The sequence below is a fragment of the Phycicoccus mangrovi genome (assembly GCF_018729305.1).
In the GTDB taxonomy this organism is placed as follows: Bacteria; Actinomycetota; Actinomycetes; order Actinomycetales; family Dermatophilaceae; genus Phycicoccus; species Phycicoccus jejuensis.
Window position 1 is genome coordinate 37,977 of record NZ_JAHHWP010000001.1, and the last position, 23,576, is coordinate 61,552.

Genomic DNA, 23,576 nt, shown 5'->3' on the forward strand with positions numbered 1-23,576 from the left:
GACGATGACGAAGCACCTGCGCACGGCCGCTCTCTCGACGCTCGGCGGCGGGGCCCTGGTCGCCCTCGGCCTGCTGTTCGGGCCGGTCGGGTCGGCCAGCGCCGCCGACGTGGACATCCACCTGGAGGCGACGACCGGCACGACGAGCCTGCCCGGGAGGAGCGGACCGACGAGCGTCCCCGTCTGGGGCTACTGCGTGCGCCCCGACGCCGGCACGCCCTGCGGCCCGCTCGAGCGACCGGGAGGCCCCACCCTCACGGTCGACGAGGGCGACCACGTGACGATCACCCTCCACGACGGCCTGCCCGAGCGGACCTCGCTGCTGCTCGGCGGGCAGCAGATGGCCCCCGACACGGAGGGTGCCGCGGCCGGTGGCGAGCACACGTACTCGTTCACCGCCTCGCGCCCCGGCACCTACCTCTACCAGGCGGGTCCCACGGGCAACTTCCAGCACCAGGTCGCGATGGGCCTCTACGGCGCGCTCGTCGTCCGTCCGGCCACGAGCGGCCGCGCGTACGACGACGCGGCCTCGGCCTACGACGCCGAGCAGGTGCTCGTCGTCGGGGAGATCGACCCCGCGCTCAACACCGCGAACGACCCGGCCGCCTTCGACATGCGCACGTTCGTCGCGCGCTACGAGCTCGTCAACGGCCGGGTGCACCCGGACATCCAGCCGGTGGCCGCGGCCTCCGGGCAGGACGTCCTGCTCCGGTGGGTCAACGCCGGCGTCGGCTACCACTCGATGGCGGTGCTCGGCGCCGACCAGCGCGTCATCGCGTACGACGGCAGCCGGCTGCTCAACGACGGCGGCGCACTCGACATCTCGCGTCGTCTCGTCGCCGACACCTTCGGGCCGGGGCAGACCGCCGACGCGGTCGTCCACGTGCCCACGACCACCACCGACCGCCGGCTGGCCGTCTACGACGCCGGCCTCGGGCTGCACAACGGCCAGGCGGCGGGCACCGGCGGAGCCGTGACCTTCATCGACGTCGCCGCCTCGGGCGGCACCGTCGACAACATCGGTCCGGTGACGACCGGCGTCCGCTGGGACGCCGGGGCCCTCACGGCCGACGTCAGCGACGAGGCCACCGGCGGCAGCGCCGTCGACCTCGTCGAGTACCTCGTCGACACCACGGTCGGCTCCGGCACCGCGATGTCCGGCACCCCCGGCACGCCGACGGTGCACGCCACCGCCGACTACGCCGTGCCCCCGGGGCCGCACGTCGTCTACGTGCACGGCCGCGACGCCGACGGCGCCTGGGGCCCGTGGAGCTCGGTGCTCGTCCAGGGCAGCGACACCGTCGGGCCGGCGACCACCGGCCTCGAGGTCGCCCCGGACCACACCAACGGCTCGGGGTCGGTGGCCCTCTCCGGCACCGGCAACGACTCGGCCACCGGCAACCACGAGATCGCCGAGGCGGAGTGGTCGCTCGACGGCGGGACCGCGTCCGCGATGACGGTCGAGACGACCGGACCCGTGGCGAGCATCGTCGCGACGATCCCGGGCAGCGCCCTGAGCGGCCTGCCCGACGGCCTCCACGCGGTCACCGTGCGCTCGCGCGACAGCGCCGGTGCGTGGGGCCCGGTCTCGAGCGTGCAGCTCGCGATCGACCACGCGGCTCCGGTCGCGTCCGACCTGTCCGTCTCGCCCAACCCGAACAACGGCACGCTGCCGGTCAACGGGTCGTCCTCGGCCGTCCGCCTCGTCGCGACCCTCACCGACCAGCTGACCGGTGACGGCGTCGGGTTCGACCCCGTCCAGAGCACCGTCGACCGGGCCGAGGCCTTCCTCGACACGGCGGGCGCGAACGGGTCCGGCATCCCGATGGAGGCAGCGGACGGTGCCTTCTCGACGAGCACGGAGAGCGTCTACCTCGACATCCCGCTCGCCACGGTGCGCCAGATGTCCGCGGGCACCCACAAGCTCTGGGTGCACGGGCACGACGCCGCCGGCAACTGGGCCTCGCCCGTGTCGGTCGACCTCGTCGTCGACAAGACGGCGCCGACCCTCGCGGCCTTCGCCGTCAGCCCGAACCCGACCGCCGGCGCCACGACGGTGACGGTCTCGGGTGGTCCGGGAGCCATCGGCGCCGACCCGTCCGGGTTCTCCCTCGTCGAGGTCTTCGCGGGCACCGACCCCGGGGTCGGTCGGGGAACGGCGCTCGTGCGCGACGCCGACGGCTCGTTCAGCGGGCAGCTGCCCGTCGACCGGCTCCCCGAGGGCGCCACGACGGTCCGGCTGCGGGTCCGGGACGGCGCCGGCAACACGGCGACGCGCTCGGCGCCGCTCACCGTGACCCGTCCGCTGTGGTTCGCCACCCTCCAGGCCGTCAACCCGGCCGGGGTCACCGGAGCCGCCCGCACCTCGGACGTCTTCCGGTGGAGCGGGACCGCGGCGAGCAAGGGCTACCAGCTCTCCACGCTCGGGGTCCCGACCAGCGCGAACGTCGACGGCTTCACGCGGGTGGACGCGACGCACTTCTACGTGTCGTTCTCCAACGCCAGCGTGGTCATCCCCGGCTTCGGTCCGGTCAACCCCCGCGAGGTCATCTACCGCGACGGCAACACCTGGCGCCGCTTCTTCAACGGGGCGGCCTCGGGGATCTCCGCGACGGCGAACGTCGACGCCATCGACGTCGTCGGCGCCTGGCCGAACCCGACGCTGTACGTCTCGGTGAGCACCTTCGCCGTGCCGGGCGGCACCGCCACCGGAGGCAGCGGCAGCCCGTCGGACGTCTACCGCTGGGACGGGACGAACCACTGGACCCGGGTCGTCGACGCCTCGGCGGTCGGCATCCCGGACGCCGCCAACACCGACGGCTTCGTCTGGCTCGGCGCGGACGACTGGGCGTTCTCGTTCGCCGCCAACACCACCCGGGTGCCCGGCATCGCCGCGCTCGTCCCCGACGAGGACGTCGTCCGCCGGACCGCCGGTGTGTGGTCGACCTGGTTCGACGGGTCGACGCACGGGCTGGGCGGCGCGAACGTCGACGTCGACGCGTTCGACCTGCCCTGACCCGACCCCGACCCGGGGCGCCGGCCGCGAGAGAGCTCGCGGCCGGCGTCCCGCACCACCAGGAGGACCGATGAGCACCGCCACCGCCCCCGCCCCGCACCTCCCCGCCGCCGCGCCGTCGCGCGCCCGCCACCGGCTCCTCGTGCTCGCGGCGCTCGTCGTGCTGGCGCTCGCGGCGACGCTCGGCGTCCGCGCGGTCATGGCGCACGCCGACGACGTCCGCTCCGGCACCGAGGCGGTCTCCGCCGAGCAGTTCGCGAGCCGCACCGGCGCGAAGATCACGCTCCTCGGGGTGACCGGGGGAGGGGGGATGGTCGAGCTGCGCTACCAGGTGACCGACCCCGACAAGGCGAGCCTGCTGCTGCACCAGGAGGACAAGCGCCCGGTGCTCGTCGTCGAGGACACCGGGGCCACCCTCGCGATGGTCTCGCGGCCGCACAACCACAAGGCCGAGCTCAACCTCGGTGGGACGTACTTCTTCCTCATGGCGAACACGCGCAACGCCATCCACGACGGCACGCGCGTGACGGTGATCGTCGGCGACGTCCGGCTCGAGCACGTCGTGGCCCAGGCGTGAGGGGCGTGCGGGGCGGGGCGCCGCGGGGGGCGCTGGCGGCCCTCCTCGCGCTGCTGGCGCTGCTCGTCCTCGCCCCGTCGGCCTCGGCGCACGCGACGCTCGAGCGGTCCGACCCCCCGAACGGCGGCATGGTGGCGACCGGTCGCACCGCCCTCACGCTGTGGTTCGGCGAGGACATCGCCCCGGCGGCGAGCAGCTTCACCCTCGAGGGCGCCGACGGCCGGGTGCCGGTGACCGTGGCGGTCGAGCCCGGCGACCGGGTCGTCCACCTCACCACGTCCCCGCTCGCCCGCGGCACCTACACCGTCACCTGGGCGGTCGTCGCCGCGGACGGCCACCCCACCCGGGGCACGGTCGTCTTCGGCAGCGGCTTCCGGCCGGACGGGCTCCCGGACGCCGACAGCCCGCTGCCCCCGGCCGCACCGGTCCTCCTGCGCGGGCTGGACCTGGCCGGCACGCTCGTCGCGCTCGGGGCCCTGCTCGCGCTGCGTCGGGTCGTCCCCGTGCTCGGGGCGCTCGCCGGGCCGACCCGGCGTCGCGTCGTCACCGCCGGGGCGCTCGGAGCCACCGTGGCCCTCGTCGCCGCGGTCGCCACCCCGCTGGTCACGACGACGACGCAGACCGGCGCCGCGGTCGGGTCGGACGCCTGGACGAACGCCCTCGGCGAGGTGCTGACGGGGAGTACCTGGGGCCGCCTCTGGCTGCTGCGCCTCCTGCTCCTCGCCGTCGCCTACGGTGCGCTCTGGCGCGGGCGGTACGCGGTGGCCGGTGGTGGCCTCGTCCTCGCGGTCGCCGTGGACGGATGGGTCGGTCACGCCTCCGCGCTGCCGAGCGGGGTGGTCGTGGCGTGGGCCGCCGCGACGCTGCACGTGGTGGCGGCCGGTGCCTGGGCGGGTGCGCTGCTCGTCCTCGCCCTCACCCTGCGCCCCCTCGGACGTCTCGACGGGGACGAGCGGTCGGCGGTGGTGCTCGGCGCGTGGCGGGCCTTCAGCCCGGCCGCCGCCGTGTCGTCCCTGGTGCTCCTGGCGACCGGGCTCTACGAGGCGGGTGCGCACGTCGAGACCTTCCCCGCGCTGCTGCGCGGGGTCTACGGGCCGGCGGTCGTGGGAAAGGTGCTCGTCGTCGCCGTCGCCCTGGGCCTCGCGGCGTGGAACACCGTCATGGTCAACCCCGGCGTCGCGCGCCGGGTCGGGAGGGTCCTCGGCCTCGGGCGCGACTGGTCCGCCCCGGTGCAAAAGCTGCGCACCACCGTCCTCGTCGAGGCGCTCGTCCTGCTCCTCGCGGTCGGCCTCGCCGCCCTCATGACGGCCGTCCCGACCGCGCGCGAGGTCACGGCGGCCCGCACCGCCGACGCGCCGCAGAGCGCCCGCGCCGACGGGCTCTTCGTCACCGTCGACGCCGTCCCCGTGGCCGGGCGCACCCGGCTCGTCGTCCGGGCCCAGCCCGTCATCCGCCCCGTCGGCGCGCCCGTCACCGGCGTGGAGGTCGCGGTCTCCGACGGCGTGGTGACGAGCCCCGTCGCCGACCCGACGGACCGGATCGTGCTCTCCCGCACCGAGCCCGGACGCTGGGAGGCCAGCATCCCCGACCCCGGGCAGCGGGACTGGACCGCCGAGGTGCTCCTGCACCGCGCGGGCGCCCGCACGACCGTCGTGCTCGTCCCGTGGAGCAGCACCGCCGGGTGGCCAGGGCTACGCGTGGCGGCCGTCGCCGCCGCGGTCGTCCTGCTCCTCGTGCTCGCGGCGGGCCTGTGGTGGGCCCGCCGGCGCCGGAACCGCCTCCAGCCACCCCTCGACGGTGCCGACCGGGCCGTCGTCCCCGTCCTCGAGGAGGTGGGCTCCCGATGAGGCGCTCGCTCGTCGTCTCCGTGGTGGCGGCGGCCACCGCCCTCGTCGCGGCACCGGCCGCCCCCGCGGCGCCCCTGACCCCGACGCCGCCGGTCGTCCCGGCCGCCGTCGAGAGGATGCTGGCCGGCGTGCCGGACGGCTCGGCCGTCCCCGTGCTGGTCCGCCTGCGCGAGAACGGTCTCGGGCCGTCCACGCTCGCGGCCGGTGGGACCGAGGGGGCTCGCCGCACCGCCCTCGTGCGCGGTCTGCGGGAGGGTGCCGGCGCCCGCCAGCGCGGCGTCCTCGCCGCGGTCGACGGGCTGGCCCGGCGCGGCGAGGTCCGGTCCCGGACCGCGCTCTGGGTGACGGACGCCGTCGCCGTCACCGCCACCCCCGACGCCGTCCGCGAGCTCGCCGCGCGACCGGACGTCGCGTCCGTCGTCCCCGACCGGATCGTCCTCACCCCCGCGGCGGTCCCCGTCGAGCCGACGATCGACGCCACGGGCGCGCCCGCGGTGTGGGCCGCCGGACGCACCGGGACCGGGGTCGTCGTCGCGTCGCTCGACTCCGGGGTGGACCTGACCAGCCCCGACCTCGCGGCGACCTGGCGCGGCGGCAGCAGCTCGTGGTTCGACCCCTACGGAGAGCACCCCGACGCGCCGGTCGACCTGCTCGGCCACGGCACGGCGGTCACCGGCACCATGGTCGGGGGCGAGGACGCGGGTTCCGCCTACGGCATGGCCCCGGGGGCTCGGTGGGTGGCGGCACGGGTCTTTGACGACCGCGGCACCGCGACGCTGTCGGCGATCCACCAGGCCTTCCAGTGGGTCCTCGACCCCGACCACGACCCCTCGACGGACGACGCCCCGGACGTCGTGAACCTCTCGTGGTCGCTCGGCACCGGCCCGGGTTGCGACCTCGCGGTGCAGCCCGACCTCGCGGCGCTGCGGGCGGCCGGCATCCTCCCGGTCGCGGCCGCCGGCAACTTCGGCGCGGCCGCGGGCACGAGCGCGAGCCCGGCGAACTACCCCGAGGCCCTCTCGGTCGGTGCCGTCACGACCGGCGGCGCCCTCTGGTCGTTCTCGAGCACCGGCCCGAGCGACTGCGGCGGGCGCACCCGGCCCTTCCCGGACCTCGTGGCCCCCGGGGTCGACGTGCTCACCGCGGACCTCTACGGCTCCTACCAGGTGGTCGACGGGACCTCCATCGCGGCGCCGCACGTCGCCGGGGCGGCGGCGCTGCTGCTGCAGGGCCGCCCCACGACGACACCGGACGCCCTCGCCGCGGCGCTGACGACGACCGCCCGGGACCTCGGGGCGACCGGCCCCGACGACGTCTACGGCGCTGGGCTGGTCGACGTCGCGGCGGCGGACGCCGCCCTCACCCCAGCCGCGCCGACCGGAGACTTCTCCGTCGTGGTGCGTCCCCGACGGGTGGCGCTCGCCCCCGGCGCCACGGCGTCGATCATCGTGCGGGTGGCACCGACCGACGGCTACGACGCCGCGACGTCCCTCTCGCTCAGCGGGATCGACCCGAGCGAGGCCCGGTGGCGGTTCGTCCGGGAGCAGGTCGGTCCCGGGGCCTGGCGCACCCGTCTGCGCCTCCAGCTCCGGTCGGCGGCGACCCGGGGCGTGCACCGGCTGGTCGTCACCGCGACCGGTGGCGGCATCGAGCGGTCCGCCCCGCTGACGGTCGTCGTCGTCGGCGGGCGCTGAACGGCCGGGAGCGGCCGTGGGCGGAGCCGGCGGGCTCAGGCGCGCGGGACGACGAGCGCGACGCGGGCGCCGCCGTCCGCGCCGCGCCCGGCCACGAGGTGGCCGTCCGCCGAGCGGGCGATCCCCTGGACGATGCGCAGCCCGAACCCGGTCTGCGAGTAGGCGTCCCGGAGCTGGGCCGACACGTCGTTCTCGTCGTCCTCGCCCGCGACGTCGTCGCGGTTCACCGTCGCCACGAGGTCGGCGGACATCCCCGGGCCGCTGTCCTCGACCCCGATCTCGACCCGGTCCTCGAACGCCTCGCTGAACAGGCAGATGCGGTCGCCGGGCCCGGTGTAGCGCACCGAGTTCTCGACGAGGGTGTCGAGGGCCGCCCGCAGCCGCTCCGGGTTGACGGGCACCGGGCCCGCCTGGGCGCGCACCACGAGCTCGCGGTCGGTGACGAACGCCCACCGCCGGCGCACGTCGTCGAGCAGCTCGGCGTCGTCGGACAGGACGTCGGGCGCCCCGAGGTCGAGCGAGACGGCGCGCACGAGCCGGTCGGCGAGCCGGGTCAGCTGGTCCAGCTCCTCGCGCACCGTCGTGAGGTCCTCGCGGCGGCCGTCGTCCGGCTCGCTCGCCGCGAGGTGGTCGACGTAGCCGCGGGCGATGGTCAGCGGCGTGCGCAGCTCGTGCGAGGTCATCCGGCCCAGGCGCTCGCGCGCCCGGGCGCGGCGCCGGTCGGCCGCGGCGAGGGCCTCGGCGGTCTCGATGGCGTCGTCGCGCCGACGCACGTGGTAGGTGACGACGGCCGCGAGCACGACGGGGGTGACGACCTCGACGAGCTCGACGGCCGGGAGGTCGCCACGCAGGACGCGGGGCAGCATGATCGCCGCCGCGACGACGGCGAAGGCGCTGACCGACACCACGGTCCGGACGATCGGCCACGACCCGAAGCCGTAGAGCACGGCGAAGGAGAGCACGACGATCTCGACGGCCGCGAGCTCGACGCTCGGGACGAGGAGCAGGAAGAGCCCGCAGACGACGAGGATGCCCAGCCAGAGCAGGAAGAGGGCGCCGGCGCGGCCCTCCTCACGCCTCCGCGACGCAGTACCCCACACCACGGACGGTCTCGATCGTCGACGGGTCCCCGATCTTCGTCCGCAGCCGCGCGACGCACACCTCGAGCACGTTGCTGCCGGGGTCGAAGTCGAAACCCCAGATGTCCTTGAGCAGCTCCTCGCGCGTGCAGACGTCGCCCTCGCGCCGCAGGAGGTAGGCGAGCACCGCGGCCTCCCGCTCGCTGAGGGAGCGCGTGCCCTCCGGTGTGATGAGCACCCGCCGGCGGGTGTCGAGGCTGAGGTCGCCGTGGGTGAGGAAGCGCCCGGACTCGGAGACCGTGCGCGGCACCCCGAGGTGGCGGTTGACGCGGGCGAGCAGCTCGGCGGTGACGAAGGGCTTGGTGAGGAAGTCGGTGGCGCCCTCGTTGATGGCCTGGACGCGGGTGCCGACGTCACCGACCCCCGACAGGACGATGACCGGCGGGGGAGCGTCGAGCTGCTGGACGTGGCGCAGGACGGTCAGGCCGTCCATCCCGGGCATGACGAGGTCGAGGAGGACGAGGTCGACGGTGCGGGAGCGGACCGTCTGGCAGGCTTCGGTGCCGTCCGCTGCCGTGAGCGGACGGTGACCGGCGGCGACCAGGGTTCGGCTGAGCAGCGTGCGCAGTCGGACCTCGTCGTCGACGATGAGGATGTCAGCCATGCCCTGCTACCTCTCATGACCACTTGCTGACGCGAGGCTAACCTTCCCATGACCTTCGCGTAAGACATTCGTGATAATCGGCCTCCGGTGCTGGCGGCTCGGGGGGCCACGGAGCACGCTGGGCCCACTGGGGAGCGACGTCCGGGTACCCCGCCCGGCCGACGGTCACGGCGACCACCCTGCCTCGGTGGAGCCATCCTCGACGGTCGCCGTGACCGGTTCCACGCGCCCGCTGTGACCCACGAGACTGCGTCACCGGCCGCCGGCGGAGGACGCTGGGGTCATGGCCGAGGACGTGCTCTCGAAGCAGTCGGACCGGGGTCCCGAGGGACCGGCCCGCCCACCGGTCGTCGCCGCGCTCGACGGCTCCGCCCACGAGGCGGCCGTCCTCGCGTGGGCCGCGGCCTGCGCGGTGCGTCAGGGGGTGCGGCTCGACCTCGTGCACGTCGTCGAGATCGGCCCCGTGCTCGCGCCGTACTCGGTGCTGGCCACCGAGGCGCCGTGGTTCGGCGAACAGCTCGAGGTGGCCGAGCGGGCCAGGCTCGAGGGGCTCGCGGCCGGGCTGCGCGAGCGCCACCCGGACCTCGAGGTCGGCGTCCGCACCCCCGTGGGGTCGCCGGCCGGCGTGCTCGTCCACCTCTCGGAGCGCGCCACGGTGGTCGTCGGCGCCTCCACCCACGACCGGCTGGAGCGCCTCGTCCTCGGGTCGACCGCGCTCGCGGTCGTGGCCCACGGGCACGGGACGGTCGTCGTCGTGCCCGAGTCGCTGCCGCCGGTGGAACCGCACCGGGTGGTCGTCGGGGCCGACGGCAGCGACGCCGGGGGCCGCGCCCTCGCCCACGCCGTGGACGAGGCCGCGTCCGTCGGTGGCGTCGTCACCGCCGTGACGGTCTGGACGGTCGAGGTCGAGGACGGCGTCGTCGTCACCGAGCCCGGGACCGACCGCTGGGCCCGCGTCGAGGAGCGCGTCGCTGCCGCCACCCGCGCGGCCCTCGAGGAGGCCGGTGCGGCCCACCCGGACGTCGAGGTCGCCGTCGTCGTCCGCAACGGCCGGCCGGCCCGCGCCGTCCTCGACGTGGCCGACGAGGTCGACGCCGACCTCGTCGTCGTCGGGCGGCGCGGGCGGGGCGGCTTCGCCGGGCTGCTCATGGGCAGCGTCAGCCGCACCGTGGTGCAGCGGACGACCCGACCCGTGGCCGTCGTCCACTGAGGGCACCGGCCGGCGCGGCCGCTCAGCCCATCGCGGCCCGGACGAGCGGCGCGAAGCCGTCGCGGTACCCGGCCCTCGTCGGGTGGTAGATGTCGAGCAGGCCGGTCTTCTTGCCCCAGACGAACGGCGTGGCCGAGCACACCTCGTGGCCGGTGAAGGTGGCGGCGGGGTCGAGGTAGGTGAAGCCCGCGGCCCTCGCCCGGGCGGCGACGACGCGGTCGAGGTGCGCGGAGACACCGTCGAGCAGACCCGCCTCGCGGGTGTTCACGCCGCTCGCCTGGCTGCACGAGACCGTGCCGCCGAAGGGCTTCGGGTAGCCCACGACCATGACCTTCGCGCCGGGGGCGCGGGTGCGGATGTCGGCGTACGTCGCGTCGAGCTTCGCGGGCAGCTCGGCGTCGATGCGGGCGTCGACCTTCGCGACCGTCGAACGGCAGAGCAGCTCGTCCCAGCTGTTGACGCAGCTGAGGATGAGGTCGACGAACCCGACGTCGTTGCCGCCGATGCTCACCGTCACGAAGTCGGTGGAGGACGACAGGGCCGCGGTCTGGCCGCCCGTCACGTCCCCGGTCTCGGCGCCCGAGCACGCCCGGAAGGTCAGGCTCGTGTTCGGGCGGGCCTTCGCGACGAGGGGCGCGTAGGCGAGGCTGCTGCGGTAGCAGGAGAGGCTGAGGTCGGGCCAGCCGGTGCCGTTGCCCGCGGCGTAGGAGTCGCCGAGCGCGACGTACTGGTCCGGCTCGGCGGCGGCCGCGGACGGGAGGGCGACGGCGGCGAGGGCGAGGGGCAGCGCCGCGACGGCGGCGGCGAGCGAGCGCAGACGGGGATGGACGGGCAACGGGCACTCCTTCGTGCGGAGTCGCGGGCGGCTCGCCGCCCCGGGCCCCTGCAGCGTGGACCCGGTCGGCACCCCTCGCAACCGGAGCGGCGACCGAGCGTCGGGCTCAGGCCGCGGCGAAGGGCCACCCGTCGACGAGCCCGACCGTGCGGCCGGGCTCGAGGTAGTGCTCGAACCCGAACACGGCCTCGAACACCTCCGGCGGCATCGCGAGCATCATCCCCACGTCGCTGGTCTGGCTGGCGTGCGCGCCGAGCGCGGTCCGCTTGCGCTCGAGCTGCGGGCGCACGTCGACCCGCCAGTGCAGCTCGGCCTCGGGCGTGCCCATCGGGTTGCCGTCGTCCATCGGCCGGTCGGGGTCCCAGTCGTCGTCACGGCCCGCGGCCTTCGCCAGCTCGTACATCCGGCGCATCGCGTCGCGGTTCATCGAGGACTCGAGGACCCGCGGGCGGCGGGCGGCGAGCTCGGCGCCCCGGTGCAGGACGCGGTGGACCTGGACGTGGTCGGGGTGGCCGTAGCCCCCGTGCCAGTCGTAGCCCACGGCGACGTCGGCGTCCTCCTCGTCGAGGACGTCCGCGAACCGGCGCGCGGCCTCGTCGAGGTCGGCGCCGGTGAACGCGCCCTCGTGCGCGTTCTGCTCCCACCCGGTCATCCCGGAGTCGGCGTAGCCGAGCCACACCACGCGGTGCAGGCCGATGGCCCCGGCGGACGCGGCGAGCTCGGCCCGGCGCCGCTCGACGACCGTCTCGCCCTCGGCGAGGTCGTCGGGAGCGGTGCCGTGGTCGCCGTTGGTCGCGACGACGAGGACCACGCGGTGCCCTTCGTCGACGGCGCGGGCCATCGTGCCGGAGGTCTGCGAGGCCTCGTCGTCGGGGTGGGCGTGGAGGAAGACGATGGTCGACACGTCGCCCATCATGCCGAGGCCTTCCGACGTCGTCGGACACCGACCGGCGCGGAAACTCCCCACACGCCCCACCAGTCCCTACGGTGTCGGGTGGTCCGGTCGCCGCCGGACGTCCACCGGGGGTCCCAGGAGGGTCCATGAGCAACGTCCACACCGGGCACGACGGGGAGGGCGGCGCAGGCGCCGTCGACCACGACACCGTGCCGCCCGCGAACAAGAAGCTGCTCGCCGTCGCCGGCGTGCTCCTCGCGCTGCCCGTCGTCGCGCTGCTCTGGGTCGGCAGCTACAGCCGCGTCGAACCGCGCCTGTGGGGCTTCCCCTTCTTCATCTGGTACCAGTTCCTCTGGGTGTTCCTCTGCTCGGCGCTGACGTACACGGCCTACCGGATCGTGCTGCGCGCCCGCCCGCACCGCCCGATGACCGGCCACGGCGCCGGCGACCGGACGGGGGAGCAGGCGTGAGCGGGGTCGACGGCGTCGCGCTGGCCGTCCTCACCGCGCTCTTCCTCCTCGTCACCGTCATGGGCTTCCTCGCGACCCGCTGGCGGCGGCCCACGTCGATGGAGTCCCTCGACGAGTGGGGCCTCGGCGGACGCTCGTTCGGCACGTGGATCACGTGGTTCCTACTCGGCGGCGACCTCTACACCGCGTACACCTTCGTCGCGGTGCCGGCGGCGATGTTCGCCGCGGGCGCGGTGTCGGGCTTCTTCGCGGTGCCCTACACGATCGTCCTCTACCCGATCATCTTCGTGTTCATGGCGCGCCTGTGGTCGGTGAGCCACCGGCACGGGTACGTGACGACGGCCGACTTCGTGCGCGGACGCTTCGGCTCGCGTGGGCTCTCGCTCGCCGTGGCCGTCACCGGCTTCCTCGCGACGATGCCGTACATCGCGCTGCAGCTCGTCGGCATCCAGGCGGTGCTCGAGGTCGTCGGCCTCGGCGGCGGCAGCAACATCATCGCCAAGGACGCGCCGCTGTTCATCGCCTTCGCGCTGCTCGCGGCCTACACGTACTCGAGCGGCCTGCGCGCGCCGGCCGTCATCGCGTTCGTCAAGGACTTCCTCATCTACCTCGTCATCATCGTGGCGATCGTCTACCTGCCCTCGAAGTTCGGTGGCTGGGACGCGATCTTCTCGGCGGCCGAGCAGAAGATGGCCACGCCCAACCCGACCGACGGCAAGCCGACCGGTGCGTTCGTGCCCGGGGCGCAGGCGCACTGGGCCTACGCGACGCTGGGGCTCGGGTCCGCGCTCGCGCTCTTCATGTACCCCCACTCGGTGACGGCCAGCCTGTCGGCCAAGGACCGCAACACGATCCGCCGCAACGCGTCCATCCTGCCGGCGTACTCGTTCGTGCTCGGCCTGCTGGCCCTGCTCGGCTGGGTCGCCATCGCCGCGGGGACCAAGCCGATCGGGCTCGACGGCAAGCCGAACGCGCAGCTGGTCATCCCGCAGCTGTTCGAGGACTCGTTCCCGTCGTGGTTCGCGGGGGTCGCGTTCGCGGCCATCGCCATCGGGGCGCTCGTGCCGGCGGCGATCATGTCCATCGCGGCGGCCAACACCTTCACGCGCAACATCTACAAGGAGTGGCTCAAGCCCGACGCGACGCCGCAGCAGGAGGCGAAGGTCTCCAAGCTCGTGTCGCTGCTCGTCAAGGCGTTCGCGCTCGTCTTCGTGCTGGCGCTCGACAAGCAGAACGCCATCAACTTCCAGCTGCTCGGCGGCATCTGGATCCTCCAGACCTTCCCGGCCGTGGTCCTCGGCCTCTACACCCGCTGGCTGCACCGCTGGGCGCTGACCGCCGGCTGGGCCGTCGGCATGGTCTACGGCACGTGGCAGGCCTGGAGCGTCGCGAACCCGCGCGCGGGCATCAACCACTTCGGTGGCTCGCTCTCGGAGATCCCCTTCATCGGGCAGATGGGCTACATCGCGGTGACGGCGTTCGCGCTCAACCTCGTCGTGGCGGTGCTCGGCACGTTCGTGCTCCGGGCGGCCAAGGCCCCCGAGGGCGAGGACGAGACCATCCGCGGCGACTACTTCGCCGACGCCGGTGACCCGCGGGTCCAGAAGGTGCTCCAGCCGCTGCACCAGGAGACGCCGAACCCCTGACCCGGGACGGCACGGGGGCGGGCGCGGACCGGGAGTCCGCGCCCGCCCCTGCCGTTGGCAGGATGGGGGCATGCAGCCCACCCCGTCGGCCCGGCTCGTCGAGCTCGCCCAGGCGCACGGCGTCGCCACCGAGTACTGGGACTGGCGGGGGCAGCACGTCGTCGTGCCCAGGTCGTCGATCGTCGCGGTGCTCGCGGCGCTCGGGGTCGAGGCCTCGGACGACGCCGCGGTCGAGGTCGCGCTCGCCGACCACGCGGACCGGCCGTGGCGGCGCACGCTGCCCCCGACCGTCGTCACCCGCGCCGGGCGCACCGCGCAGGTGCAGGTGCACGTGCCCGCCGGGTCGGGGGTCGGGCTCGTCGTCGAGCTCGAGGACGGCGGACGGGTCGAGGCGGCGCAGGTCGACCGTTGGGTGCCGGACCGTGTCGTCGACGGGGTGCCGCTGGGGGAGGCGACCTTCGAGCTGCCGGCGGACCTGCCGCTCGGGTGGCACCGGCTCGTGGCCGTCGGGGACGCCGAGCCGCTCGAGGCCGCGTCGGCCACCGCGACCCTCGTCGTCACGCCGGAGCGGCTCGAGCTGCCGGAGCCGGTCGCCTCGCGCCGGGTCGTCGGGCTGATGGCCCAGCTCTACCAGGTGCGCTCGTCGACGACGTGGGGCGTCGGCGACCTGCGCGACCTCGCCGGCCTCGCGACCTGGGCCGCCGCCGCGCACGACGCCGACTTCGTCCTCGTCAACCCGCTGCACGCGGCCGAGCCGGTGACGCCGATGGAGGCCTCGCCCTACCTGCCGACGACCCGCCGGTTCGTCAACCCGCTCTACCTGCACGTCGAGGACGTCCCCGAGGTCGCCTCGCTCGACGCGACGGCGCACCGGACCTTCCTCGCGCTCGCCGCGCGGGGCCGGGCGCTCAACGACGGCGACCGCATCGACCGCGACGCCGCGTGGACGGTCAAGCGCGAGGCGCTGCGGCTCGTCTTCGACGCCGGGCGCTCCGGCGCGCGCGCCGACGCCTTCGCGGAGTTCTGCGCCCGCGAGGGGACGGGGCTGCTGCGGTTCGCCACGTGGTGCGCGCTCGCCGACGTCCACGGGCTGCCGTTCACGCAGTGGTCGGCCGACCTCCAGGACCCCGACGGTCCGGGCGTGCGCGCGTTCGCCGCCGCCCACGCCGACGACGTCGACTTCCACCGGTGGATGCAGTGGCTCCTCGAGGAGCAGCTCGCCGGGGCGCAGCGCGAGGCGACCGCGGCCGGGATGACCCTCGGCGTCGTCCACGACCTCGCCGTCGGGGTGCACCCGGTCGGCGCGGACGCGTGGGGCCTCGGCGACGCGCTGGCCCGCGGTGTCACCGTCGGCGCGCCCCCGGACCCGTTCAACCAGCTCGGCCAGAACTGGAGCCAGCCGCCGTGGCGCCCCGACCGGCTCGCGGAGCTCGGGTACGCGCCGTTCCGCGACATGGTGCGGACCGTGCTGCGCGACTCCGGCGGCATCCGGGTCGACCACATCCTCGGGCTGTTCCGCCTCTGGTGGATCCCGGCCGGCGGCTCGCCCGTCGACGGCACCTACGTCTACTACGACCACGAGGCGCTGCTCGGCATCCTCGTCCTCGAGGCCCAGCGCGCGGGCGCCGTCGTCATCGGCGAGGACCTCGGGGTCGTCGCGCCCAACGTCCGCGACGTCCTCCTCGAGCGCGGGCTGCTCGGTACGTCCATCCTGTGGTTCGAGTGGGACGACGACTCGGTGCGCCCGCCCGAGTCCTACCGCGACCTGTGCCTCTCGACGGTGACCGTGCACGACCTGCCGCCGACCGCGGGGTACCTGACCCTCGAGCACGTCGCGGTGCGCGAGCGCCTCGGGCTGCTGACCCGGCCGGTGGAGGAGGAGCGCGAGGTCGAGCAGGCGGCCATCGGGCGGGTGCGCGCGGCGCTCGCGGAGCGCGGGCTGCTCGCGGCCGACGCGGACGTCGACGAGACCGTCGTGGCGCTGCACCGCTGGCTGGCCCGCACCCCGAGCCGGATGCTCGCCGTCGCGCTGCCCGACCTCGTCGGCGACCGCCGGGCCATCAACCAGCCGGGGACCAACGACGAGTACCCCAACTGGCGGCTGCCGCTCGCCGGCCCGGACGGCACGCCGGTCGACCTCGACGACATCCGCGAGGCCCCTCTCGCCGAGGCCCTTTTCGCCGCCCTCCGCGACGACTGACCCCGCTCTCTGCCGAGGCGCGGCCCGAGGCGCCGGTGGTGGCGCCGCGACGGGGGTGATCACCCCCATTCCTGCACCAGGAGTCACGCCACCTGTCCTTCCCAGGGACGGCGGCGGGTGGCCCGCACCGCCGGGCGAGGACGAGCCGCGGCGACGGCGTAGGCGTCCTCGAGACGCCGCAGCACCGCCTCGGGCGTCCGGTCGATGCTCCGAGGCGTCACACCGACGACGACGATGCCGGCCGCGGTGGACGTCGCGTCCGACTCGACGGTCGCGTCCCACTCCTCGCCCTGGCCGTGGAACCGGTGCGAGTGCACCATCACCGCCATCGCGACGTCGTCGAACCAGGCATCAGGGGTGACGAGCCGCGCGCCGGTGGTGCTGACGAGGGCCGGGTTGAGCCATGGTTCGGGGAGGACGACCGAGCTGCGGACGAGCACGGCGAGCGCGTGCTCGGGACGTGACCACGCGCCACTCGCTGCGGCCGCGAGGGCGCCGCCCACCTGTCCGTCCGTCGCGGCCCGGGTGCGGTGGGCCCACTCGGCCACGTCGTCGAGCCGGGCGATGCCCTTCTGGACCGCCTCGACGAGGACGGCCACGGCGGTGTCGGAGCTCGCGGCGACGGCGGCCGCGTCGACCGCGGAGCGGGCGCGGGAGGACATCCGCAGCGGTCCGCGGACGACGACGTCGGGGTCGTGCAGCACGGTGCGTCGGACGGCGGCGAACCCCGCGGTCCGGTCCGACCCCGGCCGCGGGACGAGCAGGTGGACGGTGCCGTCGTCCTCCGCCGAGGTGATGCCGTGCAGGCGCGCAGCCGTCGGGCCGGCGAGGACTGAGGTGGGGCCCGCCCACAGCAGAGCGGCGACGTGGCGCTGCCGCACGGTCGGCTCCGCTCTGGTGGTCAGCACCACTCTGGGCAGGACCACCCGCCAGCCGCGGCCGGCGTTCCATCGCCACGCCTCGACGCTCACCCCGTGCTCGAGCAGCTGGGCGCGGCTGACGACGCCGTCCTGACGGGCGAGGAGGTCGCGGACCTCGGGTGGAAGCTCTGGCACGGAGTCATCGTCGACCGCCGGCGGGCGGAGGCACGAGGCGTCCGGGTGAACCTGTGGACGGCCGGAGCCGGTGCCGACGCCTGTGGACGACCGGGCCGTCGCTGCCCGCCGACGGCCGCGCGCAGCCGTGGTGGGCCTCGGGGCGGTGCTCGTGGCGTCGGAACGGGGGTGATCACCCCCGTTCCGACACCATGGAAGCAGCCACGGACGCCACCATCGCCGCAGGGACTGGCGGTGGGTGCGGTGGTGGGTGGCTCGGGGTCAGGTGAGCTGGGCGAGGAAGCGGCCCGCCAGGGGCTGCCACGCCGTGCGCAGCGCCTCCCGGGCGGCGGTGACGTCGGCGAGGGCCGCGGCCCCGGAGGTCGAGTCGGGCTCGGCGCGCACCCAGTCCGCGAAGACCTCCGGCGAGGTCTCGGGGTGGAACTGCACCGACCACGCCCGCAGCCCGAGCCGCAGCGCCTGCGGCCGACCGTCCGGCAGCGTGGCGAGCACCGTCGCCCCCGGCGGCAGGTCGAGCACGACGTCGTCGTTGTAGTGCACCGCCGGCGCCCCCGCCGACCCCCCGAGCAGGGGATCGGCCGCGCCCTCGCGGGTGAGCGCGACCGGCGCGACCCCGATGGTGCGCCCGGACGGGTTGCGCCCCGCGCGGCCGCCGAGCGCGACGGCGGCGAGCTGGTGGCCGAGGCACACACCGAGCACCGGCTCGCCGGCCCGGGCGGTGTCGCGCAGCAGCGCCTTGGTCGGGGCGAGCCAGGGGTGCTCCGCGTCGTCGTTCGCGCCCATCGCCCCGCCGAGGACGACGAGCCCGTTGTGGCCGCCGTCGGCCAGGCGCGCGGGCACCGGCTCCCCGAGGTCGCCGCGGACGACGTCGAGCCCGACGCCGAGAGCGGCCCACCACTCGCCGAGCCACGCCGGAGGGGCGTCCGGCTCGTGCTGGACGACGAGGAGCCGGGGCACGGCCTAGCCGACCTGGGTGCCGACGAGCGAGCCGATCGCGTAGGTCAGGGCCATCGCGAGCAGGCCGCCGACGACGACGCGGACGGTCGCCCGCTGCGCGTCGGCGTCCCCGAGGCGGGCGCTGACGAGCCCCGTCCCGGCGAGCGCGAGGACCACGGCGAGCACCGTCACCGGCACGCGCCACTCCGTCGGCGGCAGGAGGATGGCGACCAGCGGCAGCAGCGCCCCGACGGTGAAGGCGATCATCGACGCCCACGCGGCGTGCCACGGGTTGGTCAGGTCCTCGGGGTCGATGCCGAGCTCGGCCTCGGCGTGCGCGCCGAGGGCGTCGTGGGCGGTGAGCTCGACGGCGACCTGCTCGGCGAGCGCGGGGGAGAGGCCCTTGCCCTCGTAGATCGCGGCCAGCTCGGCGAGCTCGGCCTCCGGCTCCTCGCGCAGCTCGCGGATCTCCTTGGCGATGAGGGCCTTCTCGCTGTCGCGCTGGGTGCTCACCGAGACGTACTCGCCGACGGCCATGCTCATCGCGCCGGCCGCGAGCCCGGCGAGGCCGGCCGTCAGCACCGGCCCGCGCTCGGTCGTCGCGGCGGCCACGCCGATGACGAGGCCGGCGGTCGAGACGATGCCGTCGTTCGCCCCGAGCACGCCGGCGCGCAGCCAGTTGAGCCGGCTCGAGAACGAGCGGTCGTGGGCCTCGTCGTGGCCCTCCAGCGCGGCGGCGTCGACGTGGTCCGGCGCCTGGTGGTCGGGGGTCACGTCAGTCACGGAAGGTCGCCCCCTCGGCGCGCGCGGCGGTGGAGATGCGGTGGGCCAGCTCGATGTCGAGCTGGGTGAGGCCGCCGGCGTCGTGGGTCGTCAGCAGCCACCGGGTCGTCCGCCAGCGGATGTCGATGTCGGGGTGGTGGTTCATCTGCTCGGCCTCGTCGGCCGCGGCCGCGACGAGGCGGATCGCGGCGGGGAAGTCGGGCGCCTCGATCGAGGCCACGAGGGCGTCGCCCTCGCGCACCCACCCGGGCAGGTCGGCGAGCTGGCGGGTGACCTCGTCGTCGGTGAGGAGTCGGCTCATCCCGCCATCATCGGCCACCCGGGGCGCCCACGGCACCTCAGGTGAGCCTCACCGTGCCCGCCGTCAGACGCCGCTGCTGCCGGTCTGGGTGTTCGTGTGCTGACCCATGGCCTGCGCCTCGGCGACCGACGCCGGGCCGATCGCGTCGCCGTCGTCCTCGCCGCGCCAGTCCTGGGTCGTCGCCGTGGCGGTGACCTCGTGCCGCTGGATCTCGCCGCGGGCGATCTCCTCCGCGAAGTGGCACGCGACCCGGTGCGAGGCGGGCACGCCGTCGACCTCGACGACCCGCAGCTGCGGGCGCTCGTCGTCGCAGCGCGTCTCCTGCCGCCACGGGCAGCGGGTGTGGAAGCGGCAGCCCGACGGCGGGCGCGAGGGGGAGGGCAGGTCGCCGACGAGGAGGATTTGCTCGCGGGCGTCCTCGGCGGCCGGGTCGGGCAGCGGCACGGCCGAGAGCAGAGCCCGCGTGTACGGGTGCAGCGGCTGCGCGTAGAGGTCGTCGGCCGACGCCTCCTCGACGAGCCCGCCGAGGTACATGACGCCGATCCGGTCGCTGATGTGCCGGACCACCGCGAGGTCGTGGGCGACGACGAGGTAGGTGAGGTCGAACTCGTCCTGGAGCTCCTCGAGCAGGTTGATGACCTGCGCCTGCACCGACACGTCGAGCGCGGACACCGGCTCGTCGGCGACGATGAGCTTCGGCTCGACCGCGAGGGCCCGGGCGATGCCGATGCGCTGGCGCTGGCCGCCCGAGAACTCGTGCGGGTACTTCTTGAGGGCCGCCGCCGGCAGGCCGACCGCGGCGAGCAGCTCGCGCAGCCGCGTCGACGTGGCCTTGTCGTCGGTCGCGAGCCCGTGCGCCTTCATCCCCTCGACGAGGAGCGACTCCACCGACTGCCGGGGGTCGAGGCTGCTCATCGGGTCCTGGAAGACCATCTGGAAGTCCTTGCGCCGCTTGCGCAGCTCGGCGCCCTTGAGCGAGGCGACGTCGGTCCCGTCGACGACGACGCTGCCCTCGGTCGGCGGCTCGAGGTTGAGGATGGCCTTGCCGAGGGTCGACTTGCCGCAGCCGGACTCGCCGACGAGCCCGTAGGTCTCGCCCTTGCGGATCTGCAGGTCGACCCCGTCGACCGCGTAGACGTGGCCGATCACCTTGTCGAAGATGACGCCCCGCTTGATGGGGAAGTGCACCTTGACCCCGCGGGCGTCGACGAGCAGCTCGCGCTCGTCGGCGGGCGTCTCGGCGGGCGTGGGTTCGGCGGTGGCGGTCATCGCGGTCCTCCGACGGGGTTGAAGCAGCGCAGGGCGCGGCTGCCGGACTCCTCGAGCTCCGGTGTCCGCTGGGTGCAGACGTCGACCGGCTGCGAGCAGCGGGGGGCGAACGCGCAGGCGCTCGTCCACGGCAGGTTGTCCGACACCGAGCCGGGGATGGGCGTCAGCGGGGCGCGCTCGGCGTCGAGCCGGGGGATCGACGCGAGCAGGCCGTTCGTGTAGGGGTGGCGCGGCTGCCCGAACAGCTCGTGCCGGCCGCCCCGCTCGACGATCCGGCCGCCGTAGAGGACGTTGACCTCGTCGCAGAGCCCCGCGACGACGCCGAGGTCGTGCGTGATCATGACCAGGGCGGTGCCGGTCTCCTGCACGAGCTCCTTGAGCAGGCTGAGGATCTGCGCCTGGATCGTCACGTCGAGCGCGGTCGTCGGCTCGTCGGCGATGAGCAGCCGCGGCGCGCAGGCCAGGGCCATCGCGATGAGCGCGCGCTGGCGCATCCCGCCGGACATCTGGTGCGGGTAGTCCTTGAGCCGGCGGTCGGGGTCGGGGATGCCGACGCGCTGGAGGAGGTCGCGGGCCAGGGGCGTCGCCGCCTTGCGCGACATCTTGCGGTGCCGCTCGAGGACCTCGGTGACCTGGAGGCCCACGGGCACCACGGGGTTCAGCGACGAGAGCGGGTCCTGGAAGATCATCGCGATGTCGCGCCCGCGCCGGTCGCGCATCTCGGAGGAGCCGAGGCGCAGCAGGTCGGTGCCGTCGAAGGTCGCGGTGCCCTCGACCCGGTTGCCGCGCTGGGGGAGCAGCCCCATGATCGCGAGCGAGGTGACGGACTTGCCGCAGCCGGACTCGCCGACGAGGCCGACGGTCTGGCCGGGCCGGACGTCGAACGAGACGCCGTCGACGGCGGTGAACGGCTCCTCGCCCTGCCGGGTGAACGTGACCCGCAGGTCGCGCACGGACAGCAGCGGCTCGTCGCCGTGACGGTTCGCGGACGGGGTGGTCGCCGTGGCGGTCATCGGCCGGTCACCTCCTGGTCTTGGGGTCGAGGGCCTCGCGCAGCGACTCGCCCATGAGGGTGAAGCCGAGGGCGACGACGATGATGCACAGCGCCGGGTACACGGCGAGGTGCGGGGAGTCGTAGATGTACTGCTGTGCGCGGCCGAGCATCTGCCCCCACTCGGGCTGGCGGTCGTTGGGGTTGCCGAGGCCGAGGAAGCTCAGGGCGGCGGCGTCGATGATCGAGGTCGCGAGGACGAGCGTGGACTGGACGATGACCGGCCCGAGCGCGTTCGGCAGCATGTGCCGGAAGACGACGGCCCGCTCGGTGACGCCGAGGGCGCGGGCGGCGAGGACGTGGTCGCTGTGCCGCTGGGCGAGCAGCGAGCCGCGCAGCAGCCGCGCGAAGATCGGCACCTGGACGGCCGCGACGGCGATGATGACCGTCAGCTGTGTCGGGCGGGTGGCGAGGGCCGCGATGGAGAACGCGAGGAGCAGCGAGGGGATCGAGAGCAGGACGTCGACGATGCGCATGACGAGCGCGTCGACCCAGCCCCCGAAGGCCCCGGCGAGGATGCCGAGGACGAGCCCGCCCGCCAGCCCGAAGACCGTCGCGACGACACCGACGATGAGCGTCTGCTGGCTGCCGACGAGGAGGCGGGAGAGCAGGTCGCGCCCGATGTCGTCCGCCCCGAGCGGGAACCCCGGCTCGGGCCCGGGCACCGGGTTGGACTGGGGGCGGACCTTGTCGAGGAGGTAGCCGACGGCCGGGTCGTGCGGCGCGATGAACGGCGAGATGAGCGCGACGACGACGAACACGGCGCTGATGCCCGCCCCGATGAGGAAGACGGGGTTGCGGCGCAGGCGCTTCCACGCGCTCGCGATCAGCGAGACGCCGGGCTTCTCGTCGACGGTGCCGGCCTCGCGCACGAGCACGGCGGTGCCCCCGGAGGAGGCGGCGAGCTCGTCGATGCGGTCCTTGCGGCGGTTCATCGGGTTCGTGGGGGTCATCGGGTCCTCACCCTCGGGTCGATGACGGCGTAGGAGATGTCGACGAGCAGGTTGATGATGACGTACACGCCGGCCGCCGCGAGGATGAGGACCTGGAGCACGGAGTAGTCGCGGTACTGGAACGCGTCGGCCAGGGCGTTGCCGATCCCGCCCCAGTTGAAGACCTTCTCGGTGAGGACCGCGCCGGCGAGCAGGCCGCCGGTCTGCAGGCCGATCGTCGTGACGACGGGGAGGAGCGCGTTGCGCAGGACGTGCCGGCCGCGGATGATCCGCGCGGTGAGGCCCTTGGACTCGGCGGTGCGGACGTAGTCCTCGCCGAGCACCTCGAGGACCGAGGCGCGGGTGATCCGGTAGATGACGGCGAAGGGGATCGTCGCGAGCGTCACCGACGGCAGGACGAGGTGCTTGAGGGCGCTCGCCGAGCAGTCGAACTCCCGGGTCAGCAGGCCGTCGAGGACGAAGAAGTTCGTCACGCGGGTGCACCCGAGGTTGTCCTGCCGGCCCGAGACGGGGAAGACGTTGTGCTCGACGGCGAGCTGGTACTTGAGGAGGAAGGCGAGGAAGAAGACCGGGACCGCGACGCCGATGAGGGAGACGATGACCAGCCCGCTGTCGACGACGCTGTTCGCGCGGCGCGCCGAGACGTAGCCGAGGGGGATCGCGAGGACGACGGCGATGAGGAGGCTGAAGAAGCTCAGCTCGATCGTGGCCGGGAAGCGGGCGAGGAAGATGTCGAAGGCGTCGGCGCCGGGGAGGACCTTCGTCGAGGCGCCGAACTGGCCCTGGGCGGCGCGGGCGAGGAACTTCCCGTACTGGACCCAGATCGGCTCGTCGAGGCCCAGCGCCTTCGTCAGCGCGGCCCGGGTCTCGGGGGTGGCGCGCTCGCCGAGGATCGCGGAGACCGTGCCGCCGGGGAGGGAGCGCAGCCAGAGGAACAGGAGCAGGGAGAGCACGAAGACCACCCCCACCATCTGGAGGAGTCGTCTGATGATGAAACGGGCCAAGGGGGGCTCCTGGTGTTCCCGGTGGACGACGGTGGCCGCCCCGAACGACTGTGTTCGGGGCGGCCACCGACCCTATACGGATGTGCTCGCG

Annotated in this window: 20 protein-coding genes; 8 read left to right on the forward strand and 12 right to left on the reverse strand. The window is 74.7% G+C overall.

All coding sequences use genetic code 11. The features are described 5' to 3' along the window. Window positions 1–4: 4 nt before the first annotated feature. From KMZ30_RS00185 to KMZ30_RS00200, 4 genes are all read left to right on the forward strand, one after another. Window positions 5–3,016 carry a multicopper oxidase domain-containing protein gene (locus tag KMZ30_RS00185; RefSeq protein WP_215513821.1) on the forward strand — a complete coding sequence of 1,004 codons (3,012 nt, stop codon included), beginning with the start codon at window positions 5–7 and terminating at the stop codon, window positions 3,014–3,016. 70 nt (window positions 3,017–3,086) lie between these two features. Continuing rightward, a complete protein-coding gene (locus tag KMZ30_RS00190) occupies window positions 3,087–3,593 on the forward strand; it encodes a hypothetical protein (RefSeq protein WP_215513820.1) in 507 nt (168 codons plus the stop codon). Then, window positions 3,590–5,440 carry a copper resistance CopC family protein gene (locus tag KMZ30_RS00195; RefSeq protein WP_215513819.1) on the forward strand — a complete coding sequence of 617 codons (1,851 nt, stop codon included), beginning with the start codon at window positions 3,590–3,592 and terminating at the stop codon, window positions 5,438–5,440. The genes KMZ30_RS00190 and KMZ30_RS00195 overlap by 4 nt, the downstream gene beginning before the upstream one ends. Next, window positions 5,437–7,134 carry a S8 family serine peptidase gene (locus KMZ30_RS00200; protein ID WP_215513818.1) on the forward strand — a complete coding sequence of 566 codons (1,698 nt, stop codon included), beginning with the start codon at window positions 5,437–5,439 and terminating at the stop codon, window positions 7,132–7,134. Before KMZ30_RS00195 ends, KMZ30_RS00200 begins: the two co-directional genes overlap by 4 nt. Window positions 7,135–7,169: 35 nt before the next feature. Here KMZ30_RS00200 and KMZ30_RS00205 read toward each other — a convergent pair whose 3' ends face one another. Continuing rightward, window positions 7,170–8,237: a sensor histidine kinase gene (locus KMZ30_RS00205; protein ID WP_215513817.1), complete on the reverse strand. Its 1,068-nt coding sequence runs from the start codon at window positions 8,235–8,237 to the stop codon at window positions 7,170–7,172. After that, entirely contained in the window at window positions 8,206–8,877 is a 672-nt protein-coding gene (locus KMZ30_RS00210; protein WP_215513816.1) for a response regulator transcription factor, read from the reverse strand. Before KMZ30_RS00210 ends, KMZ30_RS00205 begins: the two co-directional genes overlap by 32 nt. 283 nt (window positions 8,878–9,160) lie before the next feature. Here KMZ30_RS00210 and KMZ30_RS00215 point away from each other — a divergent pair, with 283 nt between their 5' ends. After that, window positions 9,161–10,087, forward strand: a complete 927-nt coding sequence (locus tag KMZ30_RS00215; RefSeq protein WP_215513815.1) for a universal stress protein — start codon at window positions 9,161–9,163, stop codon at window positions 10,085–10,087. Between the two features lie 22 nt (window positions 10,088–10,109). On the opposite strand, the gene KMZ30_RS00220 is transcribed toward KMZ30_RS00215, so the two are convergent. Both KMZ30_RS00220 and KMZ30_RS00225 read right to left on the reverse strand, forming a co-directional pair. Then, the gene (locus KMZ30_RS00220; RefSeq protein ID WP_215513814.1) at window positions 10,110–10,922 is read right to left on the reverse strand and encodes an SGNH/GDSL hydrolase family protein; all 813 of its coding nucleotides are present in this window, start codon (window positions 10,920–10,922) and stop codon (window positions 10,110–10,112) included. Window positions 10,923–11,028: 106 nt separating this feature from the next. Continuing rightward, the gene (locus KMZ30_RS00225) at window positions 11,029–11,826 is read right to left on the reverse strand and encodes a PIG-L family deacetylase (protein ID WP_372447525.1); all 798 of its coding nucleotides are present in this window, start codon (window positions 11,824–11,826) and stop codon (window positions 11,029–11,031) included. Window positions 11,827–11,963: 137 nt separating this feature from the next. Here KMZ30_RS00225 and KMZ30_RS00230 point away from each other — a divergent pair, with 137 nt between their 5' ends. The 3 genes from KMZ30_RS00230 (at window position 11,964) to malQ (ending at window position 16,133) form a co-directional block, all read left to right on the forward strand. Beyond that, complete coding sequence (locus tag KMZ30_RS00230; RefSeq protein WP_207025203.1) at window positions 11,964–12,287, forward strand: DUF3311 domain-containing protein; 324 nt, start codon at window positions 11,964–11,966, stop codon at window positions 12,285–12,287. Then, the gene (mctP, locus tag KMZ30_RS00235; RefSeq protein ID WP_308279830.1) at window positions 12,284–13,933 is read left to right on the forward strand and encodes a monocarboxylate uptake permease MctP; all 1,650 of its coding nucleotides are present in this window, start codon (window positions 12,284–12,286) and stop codon (window positions 13,931–13,933) included. The genes KMZ30_RS00230 and mctP overlap by 4 nt, the downstream gene beginning before the upstream one ends. 70 nt (window positions 13,934–14,003) lie before the next feature. After that, window positions 14,004–16,133 (forward strand): 4-alpha-glucanotransferase, encoded by a 2,130-nt coding sequence (gene malQ / locus KMZ30_RS00240; protein WP_215513813.1) that lies wholly within the window; start codon window positions 14,004–14,006, stop codon window positions 16,131–16,133. An 83-nt stretch (window positions 16,134–16,216) separates the two neighbouring features. Here the strand turns inward: malQ and KMZ30_RS00245 are convergent, their stop codons facing one another. The 8 genes from KMZ30_RS00245 to KMZ30_RS00280 form a co-directional block, all read right to left on the reverse strand. Then, a complete protein-coding gene (locus tag KMZ30_RS00245) occupies window positions 16,217–17,188 on the reverse strand; it encodes a hypothetical protein (RefSeq protein ID WP_215513812.1) in 972 nt (323 codons plus the stop codon). Window positions 17,189–17,449: 261 nt separating this feature from the next. Continuing rightward, window positions 17,450–18,145, reverse strand: a complete 696-nt coding sequence (locus KMZ30_RS00250; RefSeq protein ID WP_215513811.1) for a type 1 glutamine amidotransferase — start codon at window positions 18,143–18,145, stop codon at window positions 17,450–17,452. A 3-nt stretch (window positions 18,146–18,148) separates the two neighbouring features. Continuing rightward, entirely contained in the window at window positions 18,149–18,898 is a 750-nt protein-coding gene (locus KMZ30_RS00255; protein ID WP_372447526.1) for a VIT1/CCC1 transporter family protein, read from the reverse strand. A 1-nt stretch (window position 18,899) separates the two neighbouring features. Continuing rightward, a complete protein-coding gene (locus KMZ30_RS00260; RefSeq protein ID WP_215513809.1) occupies window positions 18,900–19,208 on the reverse strand; it encodes a 4a-hydroxytetrahydrobiopterin dehydratase in 309 nt (102 codons plus the stop codon). A 63-nt stretch (window positions 19,209–19,271) separates the two neighbouring features. Further along, complete coding sequence (locus KMZ30_RS00265) at window positions 19,272–20,477, reverse strand: ABC transporter ATP-binding protein (protein WP_215513808.1); 1,206 nt, start codon at window positions 20,475–20,477, stop codon at window positions 19,272–19,274. Further along, complete coding sequence (locus KMZ30_RS00270) at window positions 20,474–21,490, reverse strand: ABC transporter ATP-binding protein (RefSeq protein ID WP_215513807.1); 1,017 nt, start codon at window positions 21,488–21,490, stop codon at window positions 20,474–20,476. Before KMZ30_RS00270 ends, KMZ30_RS00265 begins: the two co-directional genes overlap by 4 nt. 7 nt (window positions 21,491–21,497) lie before the next feature. Beyond that, window positions 21,498–22,481 (reverse strand): ABC transporter permease, encoded by a 984-nt coding sequence (locus tag KMZ30_RS00275; RefSeq protein WP_215513806.1) that lies wholly within the window; start codon window positions 22,479–22,481, stop codon window positions 21,498–21,500. After that, complete coding sequence (locus KMZ30_RS00280) at window positions 22,478–23,485, reverse strand: ABC transporter permease (RefSeq protein WP_215513805.1); 1,008 nt, start codon at window positions 23,483–23,485, stop codon at window positions 22,478–22,480. Before KMZ30_RS00280 ends, KMZ30_RS00275 begins: the two co-directional genes overlap by 4 nt. Window positions 23,486–23,576 lie beyond the last annotated feature (91 nt).

Excerpts from the sequence above, each read along its gene's own strand:
- KMZ30_RS00230 (WP_207025203.1), top strand. The coding sequence starts at position 11,964 with ATGAGCAACGTCCACACCGGGCACGACGGGGAGGGCGGCGCAGGCGCC.
- KMZ30_RS00200 (WP_215513818.1), top strand. The coding sequence starts at position 5,437 with ATGAGGCGCTCGCTCGTCGTCTCCGTGGTGGCGGCGGCCACCGCCCTC.
- KMZ30_RS00270 (WP_215513807.1), bottom strand. The coding sequence starts at position 21,490 with ATGACCGCCACGGCGACCACCCCGTCCGCGAACCGTCACGGCGACGAG.
- KMZ30_RS00275 (WP_215513806.1), bottom strand. The coding sequence starts at position 22,481 with ATGACCCCCACGAACCCGATGAACCGCCGCAAGGACCGCATCGACGAG.
- KMZ30_RS00210 (WP_215513816.1), bottom strand. The coding sequence starts at position 8,877 with ATGGCTGACATCCTCATCGTCGACGACGAGGTCCGACTGCGCACGCTG.
- KMZ30_RS00215 (WP_215513815.1), top strand. The coding sequence starts at position 9,161 with ATGGCCGAGGACGTGCTCTCGAAGCAGTCGGACCGGGGTCCCGAGGGA.
- KMZ30_RS00185 (WP_215513821.1), top strand. The coding sequence starts at position 5 with ATGACGAAGCACCTGCGCACGGCCGCTCTCTCGACGCTCGGCGGCGGG.
- KMZ30_RS00190 (WP_215513820.1), top strand. The coding sequence starts at position 3,087 with ATGAGCACCGCCACCGCCCCCGCCCCGCACCTCCCCGCCGCCGCGCCG.
- KMZ30_RS00265 (WP_215513808.1), bottom strand. The coding sequence starts at position 20,477 with ATGACCGCCACCGCCGAACCCACGCCCGCCGAGACGCCCGCCGACGAG.
- KMZ30_RS00260 (WP_215513809.1), bottom strand. The coding sequence starts at position 19,208 with ATGAGCCGACTCCTCACCGACGACGAGGTCACCCGCCAGCTCGCCGAC.
- malQ (WP_215513813.1), top strand. The coding sequence starts at position 14,004 with ATGCAGCCCACCCCGTCGGCCCGGCTCGTCGAGCTCGCCCAGGCGCAC.